Annotated in this window: 17 protein-coding genes; 9 read left to right on the top strand and 8 right to left on the bottom strand. The window is 69.6% G+C overall.

Annotated features, from left to right (window positions below; translation table 11 throughout):
• Positions 1-69 precede the first annotated feature (69 nt).
• Positions 70-813, bottom strand: coding sequence for a hypothetical protein (locus tag OG562_RS03590; protein ID WP_266393511.1), 744 nt, complete (start codon positions 811-813; stop codon positions 70-72).
• 89 nt (positions 814-902) lie between these two features.
• Positions 903-1,280 carry a fumarylacetoacetate hydrolase family protein gene (locus tag OG562_RS03595; protein ID WP_266393512.1) on the bottom strand — a complete coding sequence of 126 codons (378 nt, stop codon included), beginning with the start codon at positions 1,278-1,280 and terminating at the stop codon, positions 903-905.
• A gap of 491 nt (positions 1,281-1,771) precedes the next feature.
• On the opposite strand from OG562_RS03595, the gene OG562_RS03600 reads away from it, so the two are divergent.
• Positions 1,772-3,472: an FAD-dependent monooxygenase gene (locus OG562_RS03600; protein ID WP_266393514.1), complete on the top strand. Its 1,701-nt coding sequence runs from the start codon at positions 1,772-1,774 to the stop codon at positions 3,470-3,472.
• A gap of 10 nt (positions 3,473-3,482) precedes the next feature.
• On the opposite strand, the gene OG562_RS03605 is transcribed toward OG562_RS03600, so the two are convergent.
• Positions 3,483-4,067 carry a TetR/AcrR family transcriptional regulator gene (locus OG562_RS03605; protein ID WP_266393516.1) on the bottom strand — a complete coding sequence of 195 codons (585 nt, stop codon included), beginning with the start codon at positions 4,065-4,067 and terminating at the stop codon, positions 3,483-3,485.
• Between the two features lie 135 nt (positions 4,068-4,202).
• Here OG562_RS03605 and OG562_RS03610 point away from each other — a divergent pair, with 135 nt between their 5' ends.
• Positions 4,203-4,862, top strand: a complete 660-nt coding sequence (locus OG562_RS03610; RefSeq protein WP_266393519.1) for a TetR/AcrR family transcriptional regulator — start codon at positions 4,203-4,205, stop codon at positions 4,860-4,862.
• Here the strand turns inward: OG562_RS03610 and OG562_RS03615 are convergent.
• The gene (locus tag OG562_RS03615) at positions 4,831-5,679 is read right to left on the bottom strand and encodes an aldo/keto reductase (RefSeq protein ID WP_266393521.1); all 849 of its coding nucleotides are present in this window, start codon (positions 5,677-5,679) and stop codon (positions 4,831-4,833) included. The two genes, OG562_RS03610 and OG562_RS03615, sit on opposite strands and share 32 nt — an antisense overlap.
• A 72-nt stretch (positions 5,680-5,751) precedes the next feature.
• Here OG562_RS03615 and OG562_RS03620 point away from each other — a divergent pair, with 72 nt between their 5' ends.
• Entirely contained in the window at positions 5,752-6,423 is a 672-nt protein-coding gene (locus OG562_RS03620) for a DNA-binding response regulator (RefSeq protein ID WP_266393522.1), read from the top strand.
• 362 nt (positions 6,424-6,785) lie between these two features.
• Here OG562_RS03620 and OG562_RS03625 read toward each other — a convergent pair whose 3' ends face one another.
• Both OG562_RS03625 and OG562_RS03630 read right to left on the bottom strand, forming a co-directional pair.
• Entirely contained in the window at positions 6,786-8,321 is a 1,536-nt protein-coding gene (locus tag OG562_RS03625) for an aldehyde dehydrogenase family protein (RefSeq protein WP_266393524.1), read from the bottom strand.
• A gap of 285 nt (positions 8,322-8,606) precedes the next feature.
• Positions 8,607-9,398, bottom strand: a complete 792-nt coding sequence (locus OG562_RS03630; RefSeq protein WP_266393526.1) for an SDR family oxidoreductase — start codon at positions 9,396-9,398, stop codon at positions 8,607-8,609.
• A 72-nt stretch (positions 9,399-9,470) separates the two neighbouring features.
• Between OG562_RS03630 and OG562_RS03635 the strand changes: the two genes are divergently transcribed.
• Positions 9,471-9,926 carry a MarR family winged helix-turn-helix transcriptional regulator gene (locus OG562_RS03635; RefSeq protein WP_266393528.1) on the top strand — a complete coding sequence of 152 codons (456 nt, stop codon included), beginning with the start codon at positions 9,471-9,473 and terminating at the stop codon, positions 9,924-9,926.
• Between the two features lie 484 nt (positions 9,927-10,410).
• Here the strand turns inward: OG562_RS03635 and OG562_RS03640 are convergent, their stop codons facing one another.
• The gene (locus tag OG562_RS03640) at positions 10,411-11,358 is read right to left on the bottom strand and encodes an NADP-dependent oxidoreductase (RefSeq protein ID WP_266393530.1); all 948 of its coding nucleotides are present in this window, start codon (positions 11,356-11,358) and stop codon (positions 10,411-10,413) included.
• Between the two features lie 344 nt (positions 11,359-11,702).
• Between OG562_RS03640 and OG562_RS03645 the strand changes: the two genes are divergently transcribed.
• The 5 genes from OG562_RS03645 (at position 11,703) to OG562_RS03665 (ending at position 15,018) form a co-directional block, all read left to right on the top strand.
• Positions 11,703-11,909, top strand: coding sequence for an SDR family oxidoreductase (locus tag OG562_RS03645; protein ID WP_266393532.1), 207 nt, complete (start codon positions 11,703-11,705; stop codon positions 11,907-11,909).
• A gap of 16 nt (positions 11,910-11,925) precedes the next feature.
• Positions 11,926-12,591 (top strand): TetR/AcrR family transcriptional regulator, encoded by a 666-nt coding sequence (locus OG562_RS03650; RefSeq protein WP_266393534.1) that lies wholly within the window; start codon positions 11,926-11,928, stop codon positions 12,589-12,591.
• Between the two features lie 237 nt (positions 12,592-12,828).
• Positions 12,829-13,221 (top strand): nuclear transport factor 2 family protein, encoded by a 393-nt coding sequence (locus tag OG562_RS03655; protein ID WP_266393536.1) that lies wholly within the window; start codon positions 12,829-12,831, stop codon positions 13,219-13,221.
• Positions 13,222-13,241: 20 nt separating this feature from the next.
• Entirely contained in the window at positions 13,242-13,940 is a 699-nt protein-coding gene (locus OG562_RS03660; protein WP_266393537.1) for a type 1 glutamine amidotransferase domain-containing protein, read from the top strand.
• A gap of 208 nt (positions 13,941-14,148) precedes the next feature.
• Entirely contained in the window at positions 14,149-15,018 is an 870-nt protein-coding gene (locus OG562_RS03665) for a helix-turn-helix domain-containing protein (RefSeq protein ID WP_266393539.1), read from the top strand.
• A 328-nt stretch (positions 15,019-15,346) separates the two neighbouring features.
• Here OG562_RS03665 and OG562_RS03670 read toward each other — a convergent pair whose 3' ends face one another.
• Complete coding sequence (locus OG562_RS03670; RefSeq protein WP_266393542.1) at positions 15,347-16,216, bottom strand: helix-turn-helix domain-containing protein; 870 nt, start codon at positions 16,214-16,216, stop codon at positions 15,347-15,349.
• Positions 16,217-16,339 lie beyond the last annotated feature (123 nt).

Consider the following 16,339-nt stretch of genomic DNA (forward strand, 5'->3'; position numbering starts at 1 on the left):
AGTGGATCGACTCGGGTGACGGGGAGGGAATGTGTGCCGCAGCCTGTCGCCTGAAGCTCGCGGCAATGGTCACTTCTTTCGGCCCCAGTACATCTCGATGCCCTTCCATTCCATCAGCTGAGGACTGTCGACCTTGTCCCCGAACGCCTCGCGGATCTGCTCTCCGGAGTAGTAGGGGATGTCGTCCACGGGGACGTGCGCGAAGAGTTTGTCGAACCACTGCCGAAGGTGGACGTCGGAATTGATACGGGAGAAGAACGTCGCTCCCTTCAGGACCGATTCGGCGAGCACGATGCGCCGACCGGGCTTCATCACCCGCAGCAGGTCCGCAGCCGTCTCGGCCCAGTCGTCACAGTGTTGCGTCGCCTGCAACACGGCGACGCAATCGTATGCCTCGTCGTCCACCGAGTCCGTGTACGACCAGCGCCAGCAGCCGATCTGGCCGTTCCGACCGGGGACCTTGCCAAGGACCGCGTTCCGTCCGTCCTTGATGATCTCCACGGTGTCGATGACGCCCTCCGGCCCCACCAAAGCCCGCATGTCCTCAACCCATCCGGAGGGCGCGATGCCCTCACCGATGAGCAGAACCCGGTCTCCGGCACGGAGTTCGAGCAGACCGTAGACGATCTCGGAAATCGGCCGCGCCAGCTCCTGCCAGATATACGGCAGGCCACCGGCGATGGCCATGGCCATTTCCCATTTCGCCCTCAGGTCGACGTCCTGGATCTCCGGGCCGAAACGCTCCTCGTCCCACGGCTGGATGTATCCCCACGGGTCTCCGCCACCGAAGCTGTCCTTGGCTTGTGTACTCATGTCGTCATGTTCTCCGTAGCCTGCCGGAATCGTGTGGTGAGGGGGCCGTTCCTCCGGCTGGAATGCCGCCCCCCGGCGCGCCCGGTCGATCAAGCGCAGGTGTTGACAAGGGTGCCGATGCCTTCGATCTCGATGCGCACCTCGGTGCCGGACCTCAGGAAGAGTCCCCGCGTGTGGCCCACGCCGGCCGGGGTTCCGGTGCTGATCACGTCGCCGGGTTCAAGGGTCGTCTGCCGGGACAGATAGGCGACCAGCGCTGGAACAGGGTGGATGAGCTGCGAGGACCTGGCTGTGCGGGGCGTCCGCGATGCGGAGGAAGCCCAGCCGGACGTCGACCGCCCGCTCGGGCATGCGTGCGGGGCGCGGCGGGGCCTCCGGGTCAGGGGCCCGCTCGCAAAACGGGCCGTGCCCAAGGACGTGGGTGTAGAAGGAGCGGCCAAGTCGTCGTAGTGCGCGGTCTTGAGCACCAGCCCGGAGAGCTGCGGCGCGACGGCTTGCGTCCGGCCGGCCCCTGTCCCGGCTTGGGGGGCGTCGTCATCGTCAGGGCCTCCTTGCCCGTCAAACGCTGGGGTGCAGCGGCCTTGAGGCGCGGCGCGCGACGCGCCACTTGCCGCCTGTACGACGGAACTGCTGGGTCGTGTTGAGGACGCGGTTCAGGACGTAGGCACCATCGGGCTGCCGCGCATTGACAGATCGTGAACGGTCTGCCGTCTGCGCACGCGTCGATCCCAGCAGTGGACCGGCCTCAATGGCTCCCGGTGTCGGCTTGATCAGCAGCAGTCGCCATGACGTCCCCTGTCTCTTGAACCCAAGACGAGCGTATCACCGCACACGATCGGTCAAAAGTCTTGTGTTTTTCCAGGTCTTCCATACATCGGCATGCGCGTGCAATTCTGACCCCGGTTCAAGAGGTAGGGCCATGAGCGGTCCGACCCTTGCTCAGGAAGGCAGATCTTCTATGTCTGACCAGCACGAAAGAGCCGAATCTCGGCGCGTCCTAGTCGTAGGAGCGGGGCCCGTGGGCCTCGCGCTCGCGATCGAGTTGGGGTGGCGTGGTGTACCGGTCACCGTGATCGACCAGGGCGACGGCCGCGTGCCCTTTCCGGCAGGCGAGGCGATATTTTCACGCACCATGGAACACCTGCGGCGCTGGGGTTGCGCGGCAGAGGCACGCACGGAGTCGGCACCGGCCCCGGACTACCCGCACCGCACGGTGTTCGCCACCTCCGCCACCGGGCACGTCCTCACCGAGTTCGACTACGGGGTCACCAACCGGTCTTCGGGCGTGTACAACCCGCTGACGCCGGAGGGTCCCGCATTCCTGTCCAAGTTCTCCTTCGTGCCGTTGCTCGCACGCACGGCCGGTGAACTGCCAGGAGTCGAGATCAGGTACGGCACCCTCCTGGAGACGATGGAACAGGACTCCAAGGGTGTCCTGGCCGTGGTGCGCGACCTGGCGAGCGGTGCCACGGAGACGCTGACCGGCACCTACCTGGTGGCCTGCGACGGAGGCCGCAGCGGCATACGTCGGGCGCTCGGCATCGAGTTCGAGGGCATGTTCGCCCAGGGGCACAACTTCGCCGTGCACTTCCGTTCGCCGCAGCTGCTGGACCTGCTGCGGGAGCGGCTGGGCGGCCCGGCGGTGCAGATCCACACCCTGTCGTCGGTGCGCAGGCCGTACATCACGGTCGTCAACGGCGTGGACGAGTGGCGGCTCTCGGTCTACCTGGACGAGGAGCCCGACCCCGACGACGCGGTCGCCTGGATACGCGACGCCGTCGGTGCGCCGATCGACGTGGAGATCCTCGCAGCGCAGCCCTGGAGCGGACACTGCGTCGTGGCCCGCACCTACCGGGAGGGGCGCGTGTTCCTCGCGGGCGACGCCGCGCATCTGCTCTGGCCCAAGGGAGGCTTCGGCGCCAACACCGGGATCGGCGACGCCGTGGACCTCGGCTGGAAGCTCGCCGCGACCCTCCAAGGATGGGGCGGCCCGGCGCTCCTGGACAGCTACGAGAAGGAGCGGCGGCCGGTCGCCGTCCGCAACGTCACGGAAGCCTCCAGCAACTGGAGGGCCGACGCGCGGCTCGTCCCCGATCCGGTGCTCGACCGCATGGACGCGGAAGGCGAGCGGCTCCGACGTGAGCTGGGCGAGGAGATCCGCCGGTCCCGGGCCAAGGAGTTCCGCTGCACGGGCGTCCAGCTCGGATACCGTTACGGCGATTCCCCGATCTGCGTGCCGGACGGCAGTCCGGAACCGCCCGACGAGCCGGACGAGTACGTACCGTCGACGTGGCCCGGCTGCCGCGCACCCCACGTCTGGCTGCCCGACGGCAGCTCGGTGCTCGACCACTTCGGGCGCGGGTTCACGCTCGTGGTCTCGGGTTCCGCGGACCCGATGCCTCTGGTGGAGGCCGCGCGCGGGTGTGGTGTGCCGTTGACGGTGCTGCGCCTCGCCGACCCTGCCGCCGCGGAGCTGTACGAGCGGCCGCTGGTGCTCGTCCGCCCGGACGGTCACGTCGGCTGGCGAGGCCGGCAGGCTCCCGCGGATCCCGTCGCCGTGCTCGGCATACTGCGCGGTGCGACGGTCCCGCCTCCGGACGCGAAAGCGGCCGGAGCGGCGCGGACGGTATCAGCGGGAGTCGGGCCTCACCTCGTCTGAGGTACCGCGTTCAGCGCTTCCGCCCCTTGGCCGCTGAACTCCTGGCCACGACGGACTCCAACAGAAACCGGATCATCTCGTGGGCCGGTCTGTTCCAGTCATTGGGCACGTGCGCCCCTTCGAAGACGGCGACCGCGACATCGCGGACGAGCTCGGCATCGATGCCAGGGGCGTCGTCGAGGCCGCGCTCGGCCATGAACTCGTCGACCAGTCCGACGATCCAGTTCATGAAGGTGCTGTGGGCCTCGCGAACTGCCTCCGAATGGGGAAGCCGGTCGTGCATGGCCTGGTGCAGCGGACGGGAGTAGCGCATGTCGGACAGCCCGCGCACCAGGCGGCTCAGCGGATCGGCACCGGCCTGCTCCTCGTTCAGGATGCGGATCTCGCGACTGAGCATGCGGTTGATGACGGCGGCGAAGATGTGGTCCTTGGAGTCGAAGTACCAGTAGACGTTGCCCCGGGCCACGCCGGCGGCGGAACTGATGTCCGCCATCGTGGTCTTGGCGTAGCCCTTCGAGAGGAAGAGCTCGGTGGCCGCGGCTAGCAGATCACCCGTGCGCTCCTCCCGGGGGATCTGTTGGCGGTTCCGCGGCATCCCGACTCCTCCCATGAGTTCACCACATCTCAAGTGAGTGTAGACACCCGGCAGGCCGCGCCCTGCGCAGGAGGAAGGAGTGCTGTGCCCACCGGTCCCCGGCGAGGAGTCCCTGGAGATCCCTCACCGGGGAAGATGCGGCGCGTTCAGCGCGAGGATCGTGCCGCGGAGCTGCTCGCCGCCGCGACGGAACTGTTCCTGACCCGCGGCTATGCCGGCACGGCGATGGCAGACATCAGCGCGGCAGCAGGTGTCGCCCGAGGCAATGTCTACGGGTATTACTCGTCAAAGGACGACATATTCGCCGCGGTGATGGACGGGATGCTCCGCCACGAGATCCAGGCGCCGGCCGGCGAACTCCGTGACCGCGATCCGCTCACCGCGCTGACCCGGTGCCTCGCGGACATGCGTACTTTCCGCTCGCTGCATCGGGCTTCGCACGAGCGACTCGACCACTCGTCAGCCGTGCGGGAGGCCCACGAGCGATTCCTGCACTGGATGCGGTCGATGGTGTACGAGGTGCTCGACCGGTGCCCGCACCCAGTGGACAGGGAGATGGTCGCGGATCTGACCGTCGCCGTGTTCGAAGGCGCGAATGTGCCCCGCTCCCGTCAGCGCCCCGCCCACGAGCTGAGAGGAAGCCGCTCGCGCCGGCCCGCAGCGCGGCGTGGACGTACTAGCCTGGCGGGGTTCCCTGCGGTCGCGCCCCTCATCACGACGATGCTCGACGGTTCTCCTGAGGCGCTTCGACAGCCCCCGGTCGTCAGGAGAGGTCGGCGAGGTCTTCTGCGCTGAGGGTGATCCCTGCGACGGCCATGTTGTCCTCCAGGTGCGACAGGGAGCCCGTGCCGGGAATGGCCAGCGTCACCGGCGAGGCGGCCAGCAACCAGGCGAGGCCGATCTGCGACACGGCGGCGCCGTGCCGGGCCGCGACCTTTGCCAGCCGCTCGTCGTCGAGTTCCCGGCCGCCACCGAGCGGGAAGAAAGGCACGAACGCGATGTCGGACTCCTCGCAGGCGGCCAGCAGCTCCACGTCGTCGCGCTTGGCGGCGTGGAACTGGTTCTGCACCGCCACGACCGGGGCGATCGCGCGGGCCTCCGCGAGATGGGCGTTGTCGACGTTGCTGAGGCCGAGGTGACGGATCAGACCCTCCTCACGCAGCACAGCGAGGGCCTCGAAGCGCTCGGCGAGCGACTCCCCGTGCGGAGGCGTCATCGCCCCGATGCGCAGGTAGACGAGATCTAGGCGGTCCACGCCCAGACCCTGGAGGTTGGCTTCCACCAGGCCGCGCATGTCCGCCGGGGACGCTTGATGGAAGCCGTCGGGGCGGGTGATGGGGCCCACCTTGGTGGCGATGACGAGGTCGGACGCGTAGGGATGGAGGGCCTCGCGGATCAGGGTGTTCGCGCGCACCGCAACACCGGCGCTCACGTAGAAGTCGGCGGTGTCGATGTGGTTGACGCCCAGCTCGACGGCGCGGCGCAGTACGGCGCGGCCGGTCTCGGGGTCGCGGGCGGGCCCACCCATGCCCTCCTGGGACGGCAGGCGCATGGCACCGAAGCCGAGCCGGTTCACGGCCAGGTCGCCTCCGAGGCGGAATTCATTGCTCATGGGGCCAGCCTGCACGGCGCGCGACCTGCCGACGAGGCTGTGGCACCTTGCTGCCAGCGGCACAATGAAGGCATGCCACAGCACATGGCTCTCAAGGGTGATCTTGAGCTGCACGCGCGGATCAAGCCCTTGATGGAGTTGTACGACGCGGAATGGGTCAGCGCAGCCCGCGACCTCGACACCTGGCCCAAGGCCCGCGAGTCCGCCCGTCTGCAGATTCGACGTGACGGGGCACGTCAAGCCCGCAAGCTGTACAGTCCCGCCGCGCTCGCCGACGAGCGCGACCGGGAGGTATTGCGCGAGATGGCCGCCCACGGCATGCAGGTGCGGATCACCACCACCCCGTTGCCTCAGGGAACGGTCTTCATCGACCGGCGAACCATGTTCCTGACCGATCCCGCGTCCTCAGCCTCGTCCGCCCTCGGCCCCCAGCACCGTAAGTACACGATGAGTGCCGAACCCGCCCTGGTGAGCGGGGCGTACGCGCTGTTCGAAGCAGCGTGGGAGACGGCCACCGAACTGGCGGCCTTCTTCGACCCCGACCGGCCCCGGATCGACGCGCGAGCCCGCGAGGTGCTGTACGCACTGGGCTCCGGAATGACCGACGTGTCCGCCTCACGCGAGCTGGGCATGTCGCTGCGCACCTACCGCCGCAGAGTCGCCGAACTCCTCGTCGCCCTGGACGCGGGCTCACGTTTCCAGGCCGGGGTGCGCGCGGGCGAGTTGGGCCTGACCCGCGGGTGAACGGGCACGGGCCCGGACCCAAGGCGGTCAAGCGTCGAGGTTCAGGCGAAATGGCGGGGGCCCCGCCTGATAGGAGCCGACGCTGCCTTGGGCCCGGCGTCCTCCGATGTCCGGTCCAGCGCTCAGTACCATCGCCAGGCGGCCGCATGCCCGGCGCCATCCATCGCTCACCGCTCGCACCCGCGGCCGGCGCGCCGCAGCTCTCCCCTGCGCCCCGACATCAGCACGGCGTCCGGGACCCGGGTCCAAGACGGTGCAGCGTCTCGAACCCGGGTGCCGGGCAGGCCGACGGCCTGCCTCGTGAGGGCACGTACGGCGGGCCGGGCTCGGCCCGGAACATCCGTCGGCGCCCTTGAGTCGAATCAGTCCGACTTCTCGCCGCTCTCGGCCAGGATCCTGTTACGGGCGCCGGCGAGGGCTCCCGCCATGGCACCCGCGGGCCTGCCGAAGGTCGAGGCGGAGAACCGGGCGGGGCCGGTCTTGGCGGTGAAGGCGTGCGCGTAGGCGAACTCCCGCAGTCCCTCCTCCCCCTGCTTGCGCCCGTAACCGCTGTCGCCCCGACCGCCGAACGGCACGGCGGGGTTCATGGAGAACACCAGAGCATCGTTGATGCTGGTCATTCCCACGCGGAGGCGACGGGCGATGGCTTCGCCGCGGTCGCGGCTGAAGACGGCGCTGCCCAGCCCGTACCGGCCGGCGTTGATGTGAGCGACGGCCTCATCGGCGTCGGCGACCTTGACGACCGCCAGCGTCGGCCCGAACGTCTCCTCCGTCGCCGCGAGGGCGTCGGGGGCCACTCCGACCAGGACGGTGGGCGCGGCATAGCGGTCGCCCACCGCGTCGAGGCCGCCGACGGTGGCTGTCGCGCCGCGCTCCAGGGCGTCCTGGATGTGTTCCCGGATGATCGAGGTCTGGCTCGGCAGCGGAACCGGCCCGATCTCCGCGCCCTCGTCGCTGCCGACGCGTACCTGCCCGGCCAGCTCGCTGATCTTCTCGACGAACTCGTCGTGCACCGACTCGACGACATAGGCCACTTCGAGACTGATGCAACCGTGTCCGGTGTTCTGCATCGCGCCCCACACGATGTGAGCGGCGGCTTCGTCCAGATCGGCGTCTTCGGCGACGATGACGCCGTCCTTTCCGCCGAGTTCCAGCAGAACGGGGGTCAGGGTCTGCGCGCATTGGGCGGCCACCGTCCGGCCCGTGGCGACACTGCCCGTGAACGCGAGCTTGTCGAGGCCGGCCTCGATGAGCGCCTGACCCGTGGCCCCGTATCCGTTCAGGTTCTGCAGGACGGCCGGCAGTTCCGGAACGGCACGCTGCCAGGTTCGGATGAGCCATTCGGCGACGCCGGGCGTGATCTGGCTCGGCTTGAGGATGACGGCGTTCCCGGCCGCAAGCGCATCGGCGAGGATAGCCGCGGGAGTGAGCAGGGGGAAATTCCACGGGCCTATGACGCCGACCACGCCGTAGGGCTGGTACTCGACCCACGCACGCTGGTTGGGCGTGGTGGGGCTGGATGGAACCTCCCGGCGCTCCAGGACCCGCGCGGCGTTGTCAGCAACGTACTGCAGGTGCTCGAGCGTCCCGAGCACCTCCACGCGGGCGTCGTCGAGGGGCTTGCCATTCTCGGCGTGAATGAGTGCGGCGCCCTCCTCACCGCTCAAAGCTATCTGCCGCCGCCACGCACGCAGCCGCTCCGCACGGCCCTCGAAGCCGAGGTCCCACCAGGCCCCGGTGATCGAGCGTGCGGCGGCGACGGCCGCGGCAGCCTCTTCCTTGCCGGCCACGGGATATCGGGCGAACTCGGCTCCGGTGGCCTGGTCGATGGTGACGATCTCGGTCGCGTCGTATCCGATGACGCCGTCACGTGTGATCGTCGGAATGTTGTCGGTCATAGGTCTTCCCTAACTTTCTTCCGCCCGCCCGAATGAGACACACCGTGGGTGAGGGCGGTGGCAGAGGCGGTCTTCGGCACGAGTGGCCGCTGGAGGGCAGTCGGCGCGGGCCGACGTGGAGGACTGCATGGTGGAGGTCATTGGGAGCGTGTGCCGTGCCAGACGCTCGGCAGTTGGGCAAGGGTGGCCGCGGAGCGGGAAGCACCCTCGACGGACGGGCGTAGCACAACCCTGGGAGGGCGACCCGTGGCCGGGTCGGGGGCAGCGCCGAGGAGGCGCCCGCTGCTACGCCTGCGGGCCGCGGTAGCGAGTTGCGGGGGTGGGCTGGTTGCCGCCGGTGAGCAGAGCGGACTCTGCGGCCAGCAGGGCCTCAAGGGCTGCGGCCTGGTTCTCCAGACCGGGTGCGCACACGGTCTCCCCCAGGCGCAGGCCGGCAAGGCTGGCCGAGGCGACGTCCTGGGGGGTCATCGCCCAGGGGATGTCGCGGCCGACGCCTTCGTTCCACTCCGTGGCCACGACGCCGGGCAGCAGCAGCTGCGTACGGATGGGCGTGTCCGCGAGCTCACCTGTGAGGGTCCGGGTGAAGGCGACGGTGGCGGCCTTCGCCGCCGCGTAGAGAGTGCGTCGTGGTGCGCGGGGATCGTTGAGGCCGCCGCTGAAGGCCAGCAGCGAGGCCACCGTGATGATCGCGCCATCTCCGGCGGCGAGCATTCCGGGAAGCGCGGCGCGGACCAGCTGAATGGGGGCCACGGCGTTGAGGGTGAGCAGGCGGTCGATGTCGGCGGGGTCGACGTCGACGAGCGGGGCGTAGCCGCCGGCGCCGGCGTTGCTGACCAGCAGGCGCACGTCCCCCGCGGCGAGACGCCCGGTGACAGCGGTGATGCCCTCGTGGGTGCCGAGATCGGCGGGCAGCACCTCCACGGCGGCACCCCGGGCACGGAGCTCCTCTGCGAAGTCGCCGAGCCGGTCCGCGCGGCGCGCCACCAGGACGAGGTCGTGGTCATCCGCCAGCAGACGGGCGTATTCGGCGCCGATGCCGGAGGAAGCTCCAGTGATGAGAGCGATCGTGCGAGTCATACGCTGAGCATGCCTCAACCGTTAGGCCAGTGTCAAACACTTGATGGTTATGAAGTGTCGTACCCTTGGCAGGTGATACGTGACGACGAGGAGCCTGTGGGGCTCGGCGCGCTTGACCGGGTGACCTGGGCATTGCGGCGCGCGGAACTGGCGGTGCAGACGCTCAAGGAACAGCGGCTACGCCCGCTGGGCATGGCCGCCGCGCACTACACCCTGCTGATGTCGGTGCACAGCGAACCAGGGCTGGCCGGCGCCGAGTTGGCCCGCCGCCTCAACGTCACCCCTCAGGCCGTCGCCTCCCTCGTGGCACGCCTGGAGGGCCGCGGCCAGTTGGAGAGGCGCGAGCACCCGCGCCACCGGCACGTGCAGGAACTGCACCTCACCGACGCCGGGCGGGAGGCGCTGCGCGCGGCCGACCAGGTGATCGCCGACGTAGAGCGTCACATCACCGAGGGCCTGGGACCGGACCAGAGCACGCAGCTACGGACGCTGCTCGACCAGGTGAGCAAGACGGTGCGCAGCGCCTGAGCTCGTCGGCCGGTCGAGGAAGGCTGGCGCGTCGGTGGCCCAGGCACGCCGCACGCCGCCCGCTCCCCCGGCGGTCTCGGCGCATCGTATGCCGCCGCCAGCGGGGTTCCAGCCGACCGCGGCACCGGTCGGCTGGAACCCCGCTGGCGGCGAAAGCAGCGACCACTCGCTCGAGGACCAGTCCACCGCCCTCGCCTCAAGGTCGACATCGGCACGGCGATCTCGTCCATGCGCGGTCGGTCCGTGCAGGGCGGCAGGGGTCCTGAACGGCGCCCTGCCGCCTGAAGCAGGTGGGCGCCACAGCTTCCAGCGGTCCCCACCGCCGCAAGCAACGAGGCAGAGCTTCTCGCCCTCCGCTTCCGCCTCGGACGCTCCCTTCTCTCTTCTCACTGCGTCATGACGTCATGGGCACACCAGCGTCAGGACTCGTGCGTCGGCCGGCCACGGCCATCCGAACGAAGTGCCGGTGCAGTCAGGGGCCCGATCACGGGACGAGGACGATCTTCCCCGTCGTATGCCCGGTCATGATCTGCCGATGCGCGGCGGCGGCTTCGCGCAACGGATGGCTGGCGGCGATCAGGACGCGCAGTCGCCCGGCGCCCGCGGCTTCGGTGAGCCGCAGGCGCGCAGCGGCGCGGACTTCCGTGCCGGGGTCCGCGCCGGGCCCGCCACCCAGGAGCCTGATGCCGGCTCGGGCCCCGCGTTCGAACGCCGCGACGGTCGCGATGCGGGACCGGTCCGCCACCAGCTCCACCGAGACGTCCACCGCCTCGTCGGTGCCCACCAGGTCGGCAGCCGCGTGGACTCCCTGCGGTGCTGCCGCGCGCACCCGGTCCGCCAGACCCGGCCCGTACGCGATCGGAATCGCCCCCAGGTCTCGCAGTACGTCGTGCTTGGCCGGGCTCGCCGTTCCCAGCACCCTGGCTCCGCGCTCGACGGCCAGTTGCACGGCCATCAGGCCGACGCCACCCGCCGCGCCGTGGACCAGCACCGAGTCGTTCTCGCGCAGGCCGATCGCTTCGAGAACGTGCACAGCGGTGACGCCCGTGACCATCAGTCCTCCGGCCTGCTCCCAGGAGAGAGCGGCGGGTTTGGGCACCACCGACGAGGCCGGGACGACGAGTTCGGCGGCATACGCGCCGGGCGCTCGGTACGCGATCACCTCGTCGCCGATCTGGATCGGACCGGCGGGGCCGGTCGCGTCGGCACCGACAGCGGTCACCACACCGGCCGCTTCGGCACCGAGCCGCATCGGCAGGTTCGCCGGATCGGTTCCGAAGGCGCCGCTGTACATCTTGTGGTCGAAAGGGTTGACGCCGACGGCGCGGACCCCGATGCGCACCTGACCCGGCCCGGGCTCCGCCACGGCGACATCGATCACCGACAGCACCTCGGGACCACCGTAGGCACGCGCAACTACTACCTCGCTCATGTCAGGGGAGAACGCGGTGCCGGAAGGCCCGATTCCCCATTGCGGTGATTTTTTTGAGCGGAGCGCTCCGCTCCGATAAGTTGCCAGCCGACCACCCGACGCGGGAGGACACATGAACGCCAGGCCACACCCACGTCCCTGGTCACCGGCGGCAGCCGGGGAATCCGCGCTGCTGAGGCTCATGGGCGCCCAAGGGCGGGGCCGGATCGTGTATGTCTCCAGCACCGTGGCCGATGGTCCGCCTGCCCCGGGCACGGCCGCCCACGGCACCGCCAAGGCCGCCCTGAACACCTTCGCGCTTCGTCGCCTACGAGGCCGGTCCGCTCGGCGTCAACGTCAACGTCGTGGCGCCCGGCTACGTCCGCACCGAGAGCAGCGCTCGCATGCCGCACGAGTTCCAGGGGCGGCTGGCGGACGACACGCCCCTGGGGCGTGTCGCGGAGCCGGAGGACGTGGCTCGGGCGATCGCGATGCTCGTCGGCGAGGAGGCCGCCTTCGTCACCGGCGAAGTGCTCGCCGTCGACGGTGGGTACGGCCTGGCACGCCGGTAGGGGAAAATACCTGTCCATGGGTGACACGCAGACCGGCAGACCGCGCGGCCGCCGGCGGGAGGCGGACCGCAACGACGCCCGCCTCATGCAGGCTGCGCGCGAAGTCTTCGCCGAGCTCGGCTGGGACGCCCCCGTCTCGGAGATCGCCCGCCGGGCCGGCATCGGCATGGGCAGCCTCTACCGCCGCTATCCCAGCAAGGAGCTACTGGCCCAGCGGATGCGCGTCATGGGGATGGAACAGCTCGTCGCCCAGGCCCGCACAGCCCTCGCCGAGGAGCCGGACCCTTGGGCGGCCTTCGCCCGCTTCCTGCGGAACGCGCTCTCGGCCCAGGGTGCAGTCGGTCCGCTGCTCCCGCTGGTGGGCGGCCGACTGCCGGCCACCGATGAGATCGTGGCCGCCTCCCGCCGGCTCCGGGCCGCCCTCGACGACCTGGTGGACGGCGCGCACCGCGCGGGCACACTGCGCGCCGACTTCACTTCCGCCGACGTCCCCTTGCTGCTCGAACACCTCACCGCGCGGATCCCCGTCACCGACGAACGCGCCACCACGCTCCATCTGCGGTACCTGGACCTGATCCTCGCCGGACTGCGCACGTCGACCACCGACGGGCCCACCGCGTTGCAGAGTCCGGCTCCGGACTGGGCAGAACTCAGCGAGCTGTGGAACGCCGCCGAGGGCTGAGCCCTGCGCTCCCATAATGAATGCAGCGCCCCGTGCTTTTGCTTCGCCGTTTTCCCTTCTCGCTGAGGGATCAACCGGATCCCCGGTGCATTGCGTGCCGGGGAAAATTTCTTCCCCCTCACACCGCGTCCTTCCGATGCAATGCTTCATCACGCGGCGAGCACGACATGCGACAGGCCGCGCGACCATGTGCCGTTTCCGGGCCTCCATCTGATGCGCCTCCGCAAGGAGAGAACTATGTCCGACTCCCCGAACATCGCCCTCATCCGCCGGCTCTACGAATCCGGAATGTCCCCGGAAGCAACCGCCGAGATCATGGCGCCGAACCTCGTCTGGGACATCACCCCGGGCTTTCCGAACAGCGGCGTGTACCACGGCTGGGACAGTGCGGCGAGGGACTTCTTCGGCGGGATGATGCCGAATTACGAGTCCTTCGGCGCGGTGCCCGAGGAGTTCTACGCGGACGACCAAGGACACGTCTTCGTGTACGGGCATTACCACGCCGAGACGAAGACCGGGAACAAGGCCGACGTCCGCTTCATCCACCTGTGGACCATCCGCGACGGCAAGGCCGTACGGATGCAGCAGGCCGCCGACAGCCACGTCCTTCAGGAAGCCCTCAAGGGCTGACTCAGCACCGGGAGACCCCCATGGCGAAGATCCTCTTCGTGATCACCGCGTCCGACCACTGGACGCTGGCCGACGGAACCCGGCAGCCCGCCGGCTTCTGGGCCGAAGAAGCGCTCGGCCCGTACCAGGTCTTCAAGGAGGCCGGGTACGAGATCGCCGCCGCCACGCCGGCAGGCGTGCCGCCCACGGCGGACGCGCTCAGCCTCAGCCCGGAGTTCAACGGCGGCGAGGAAGGCGCCGAGCGCATGCGGACCGCGCTGCGCGAGGCCACCGAGCTGGCGCATCCGATGCGCATCGAGGACGTGAACATCGACGACTACGTCGCCGTGTTCTACCCCGGCGGCTGGGGCCCGATGGAGGACCTGCCCTACGACGCCGCGTCCGGCAAGCTGCTCACCGAATGGCTCGCCTCGGGCAAGCCGGTGTCCCTGGTGTGCCACGGCCCCGCGGCGCTCCTGGCCACCATCGGTGCGGACGGGACGTCCCCGTTCACCGGCTACCGCCTGACCGGCCTCTCCAACGCTGAGGAAATGCAGAACGGTCTCGCGGACCGCGCGAAGTGGCTGCTGCAGGACCGCCTCGTCGGCGAGCTCAAGGCGGACTACCGCGAGGCCGAGCCGTTCACCCCGCACGTCGAGGTCGACCGCGCCCTGTTCACCGGCCAGAACCCTGGCTCGGCGGTTGCACTGGCCCAGGAGCTGCTCAAGGCACTGGGCTGACGTCCCAGACGTCCCAGACGTCCCAGACGTCCCAGCGGTGCGCTCACTCGGCGGCGAGGTCGCGCTCACCAGGCACGACCTGGCCGCCGAGTCTCGTCACATGCGGATACAAACGTCGAAACGCATGATTTTGGCACGCTGGTCGAACGCAACGTAGGAAGAATCCTTCCCCCTCACAACGCCTGACCTCTGTGCGACGCTGGAGATGATGAACCGCAAACCGCACCTGAACGAGCTGGGAGAGTTCCTCAAGGCCCGCCGTGCCGAGCTCAGCCCCGAGGAGGTCGGGCTGCGCGGCGGCCAACGGCGGCGTGTGCGCGGTCTGCGCCGCGAGGAAGTGGCCCTTCTTGCCGCGATCAGCACCGAGTACTACGCACGGATCGAGCAGGGCCGTCTCCAGGCGTCGGGTCCCCTGCTGAACGAGGTCGCCCAAGTGCTCCGCCTCAACGAGGACCAGCGCACCTACATGTTCGAGCTCGCGGCGAAGGAGACGGTGCGCACGCCCAGGGCGGCCGAGCGCCAGCAGGTGGACACCCAACTACGGCGCATGCTGGACGATCTCACCGCCACTCCGGCGTTCGTGATCGGTCGGCGGACCGACATCCTGGCCTGGAACCAGCTCGCCGCCGCCCTGTGGACCGATTTCGGGCGCTACCCGGAGCAGGAGCGCGTGTTCGTCCGGCTGCTGTTCGCCGAACCCTGGATGCGCGAGCTGTACGCGGACTGGGAAGAGGTCACTCGTCTGGCCATCGCCCAGCTGCGCATGCAGAGTGCGCGCTACCCCGGCGACCAGCGCCTCACCGATCTGGTCGAGGAGCTCTCTGCCCGCGACGCGCAGTTCCGGCAGTGGTGGACCGAGCACGACGTCGCCACGCGGGGCAAGGGCACCAAGAAGCTTCGTCACCCGGTGGTCGGGGAGCTGACGCTCGACTGGGACACGCTCACCTGTGCCACGGATCCCGAGCAGCACATCATCGTGTGGACCGCAGCACCCGGTTCCCCTTCGCACGACGGGTTGCGTCTGCTGGCATCCTGGGCAGCGGACCAGAAGCGGACGGCATCCGGCTCCTTCGGGTGAGCCCTTTCCCGAGATGAGCGCTCGGATGCGAGGGCAAGCCCTTCCCCTGGTCAGGGACCCGGACCGGGTACGCGCGGAAGTTCCCGACGCATCGAGGGGCTCCTCGACGGGGCGCTGCTCTGGCGCTCTCACCGCTCGGGCCGATCGCCGTGTTCCGCCACGCCCGTCAGCGCGCCAGGCTCGAGCGCCTCCCGCAGCAGATGGAGGAGGGCCGGATCACCCCTCCGGGCCGCGAAGACGTTTCCGGCGGAACGGGCCGCCGAGGCCCATCAGGTGCCGGCCGTCGGCGGCGTGCGAGGCCGGCTCGTCCTGACCTTCCGAGTGCCACTCAAGCTGTCACATCCCGTTCCGGCTCGTACGGATCGGCAGTCCACGACGCCAAGAAGCGCAGTCCGTCATGGGACCGCGTCCCGGGCTCCGCGGTCAGGATCACCAACTGCTGCGTGGGGTCGGCCGAGCAGGTCAGGCTGTCCCAGTCGAGCGTGAGGTCGCCGACGACCGGGTGGCGCAGCTTCTTGGCGCCCACCCGCAGGCCGGTCAGGTGGCGGCCTGCCCACCACTGCCGGAAGTCGGCGTCCGCCACCGACAGCTCGCCGACGAGCGCCGTCAATCCGGGTTCCCCGGGGCACCGGGCGGCCAGCAGGCGCAGTTGCGCGACGCAGCTCCGGGCGACCGTACTCCAGTCGACGTAGAGATCGCGGAAGGCGGGCTCGGTGAAGAGCAGCCGGACGTAGTTGCGCCGTTTCTCCGGGACGAGATGGAAGTCAGTGAAGAGAGCGGCCGCCAGAGAGTTCCAGGCCAGGATGTCCATGCGGCGACCGATCACCACGCTGGGGGTCGCGGTGAGATCGTCGAGCAGGCGACGCAGCTGCGGTTGCACCTTCTGCGCGGCCTGACGGCGCGGGCGAGCCGCCTGGTGACCGGCCAGCTCGAAGAGGTGGTCCCGCTGGTCGTTGTTCAGGTGCAGGACCCTGACGAGAGCCGCCAGCACCGGCGCAGAGGGCTGGATACGCCCCTGCTCCAGCCGTGTGTAGTAGTCGGAGCTGACGGCCGCGAGCAGGGCGACCTCCTCCCTGCGCAGGCCGGGCACACGTCGCGGGCCACCGGTGTCGGGCAGACCGACGGTGCGCGGACTCAACTCGGCCCGCCGCTCCTTGAGAAATGCTCCCAGCTCGTTCACATGCGCGTCGCTGGTCATGCCGACCAGTCTCGCACCGCCCCGTCCTGACGAGGGGGGGAAGGATTCTTCCCTGGATAAGCCTTGCCCGGGGTGGAATTCTCCCCATTGCGGGCTCACGCGATGGTGGCAGGGTCGAAGACG

The organism is Streptomyces sp. NBC_01275 (genome assembly GCF_026340655.1).
In the GTDB taxonomy this organism is placed as follows: Bacteria; Actinomycetota; Actinomycetes; order Streptomycetales; family Streptomycetaceae; genus Streptomyces.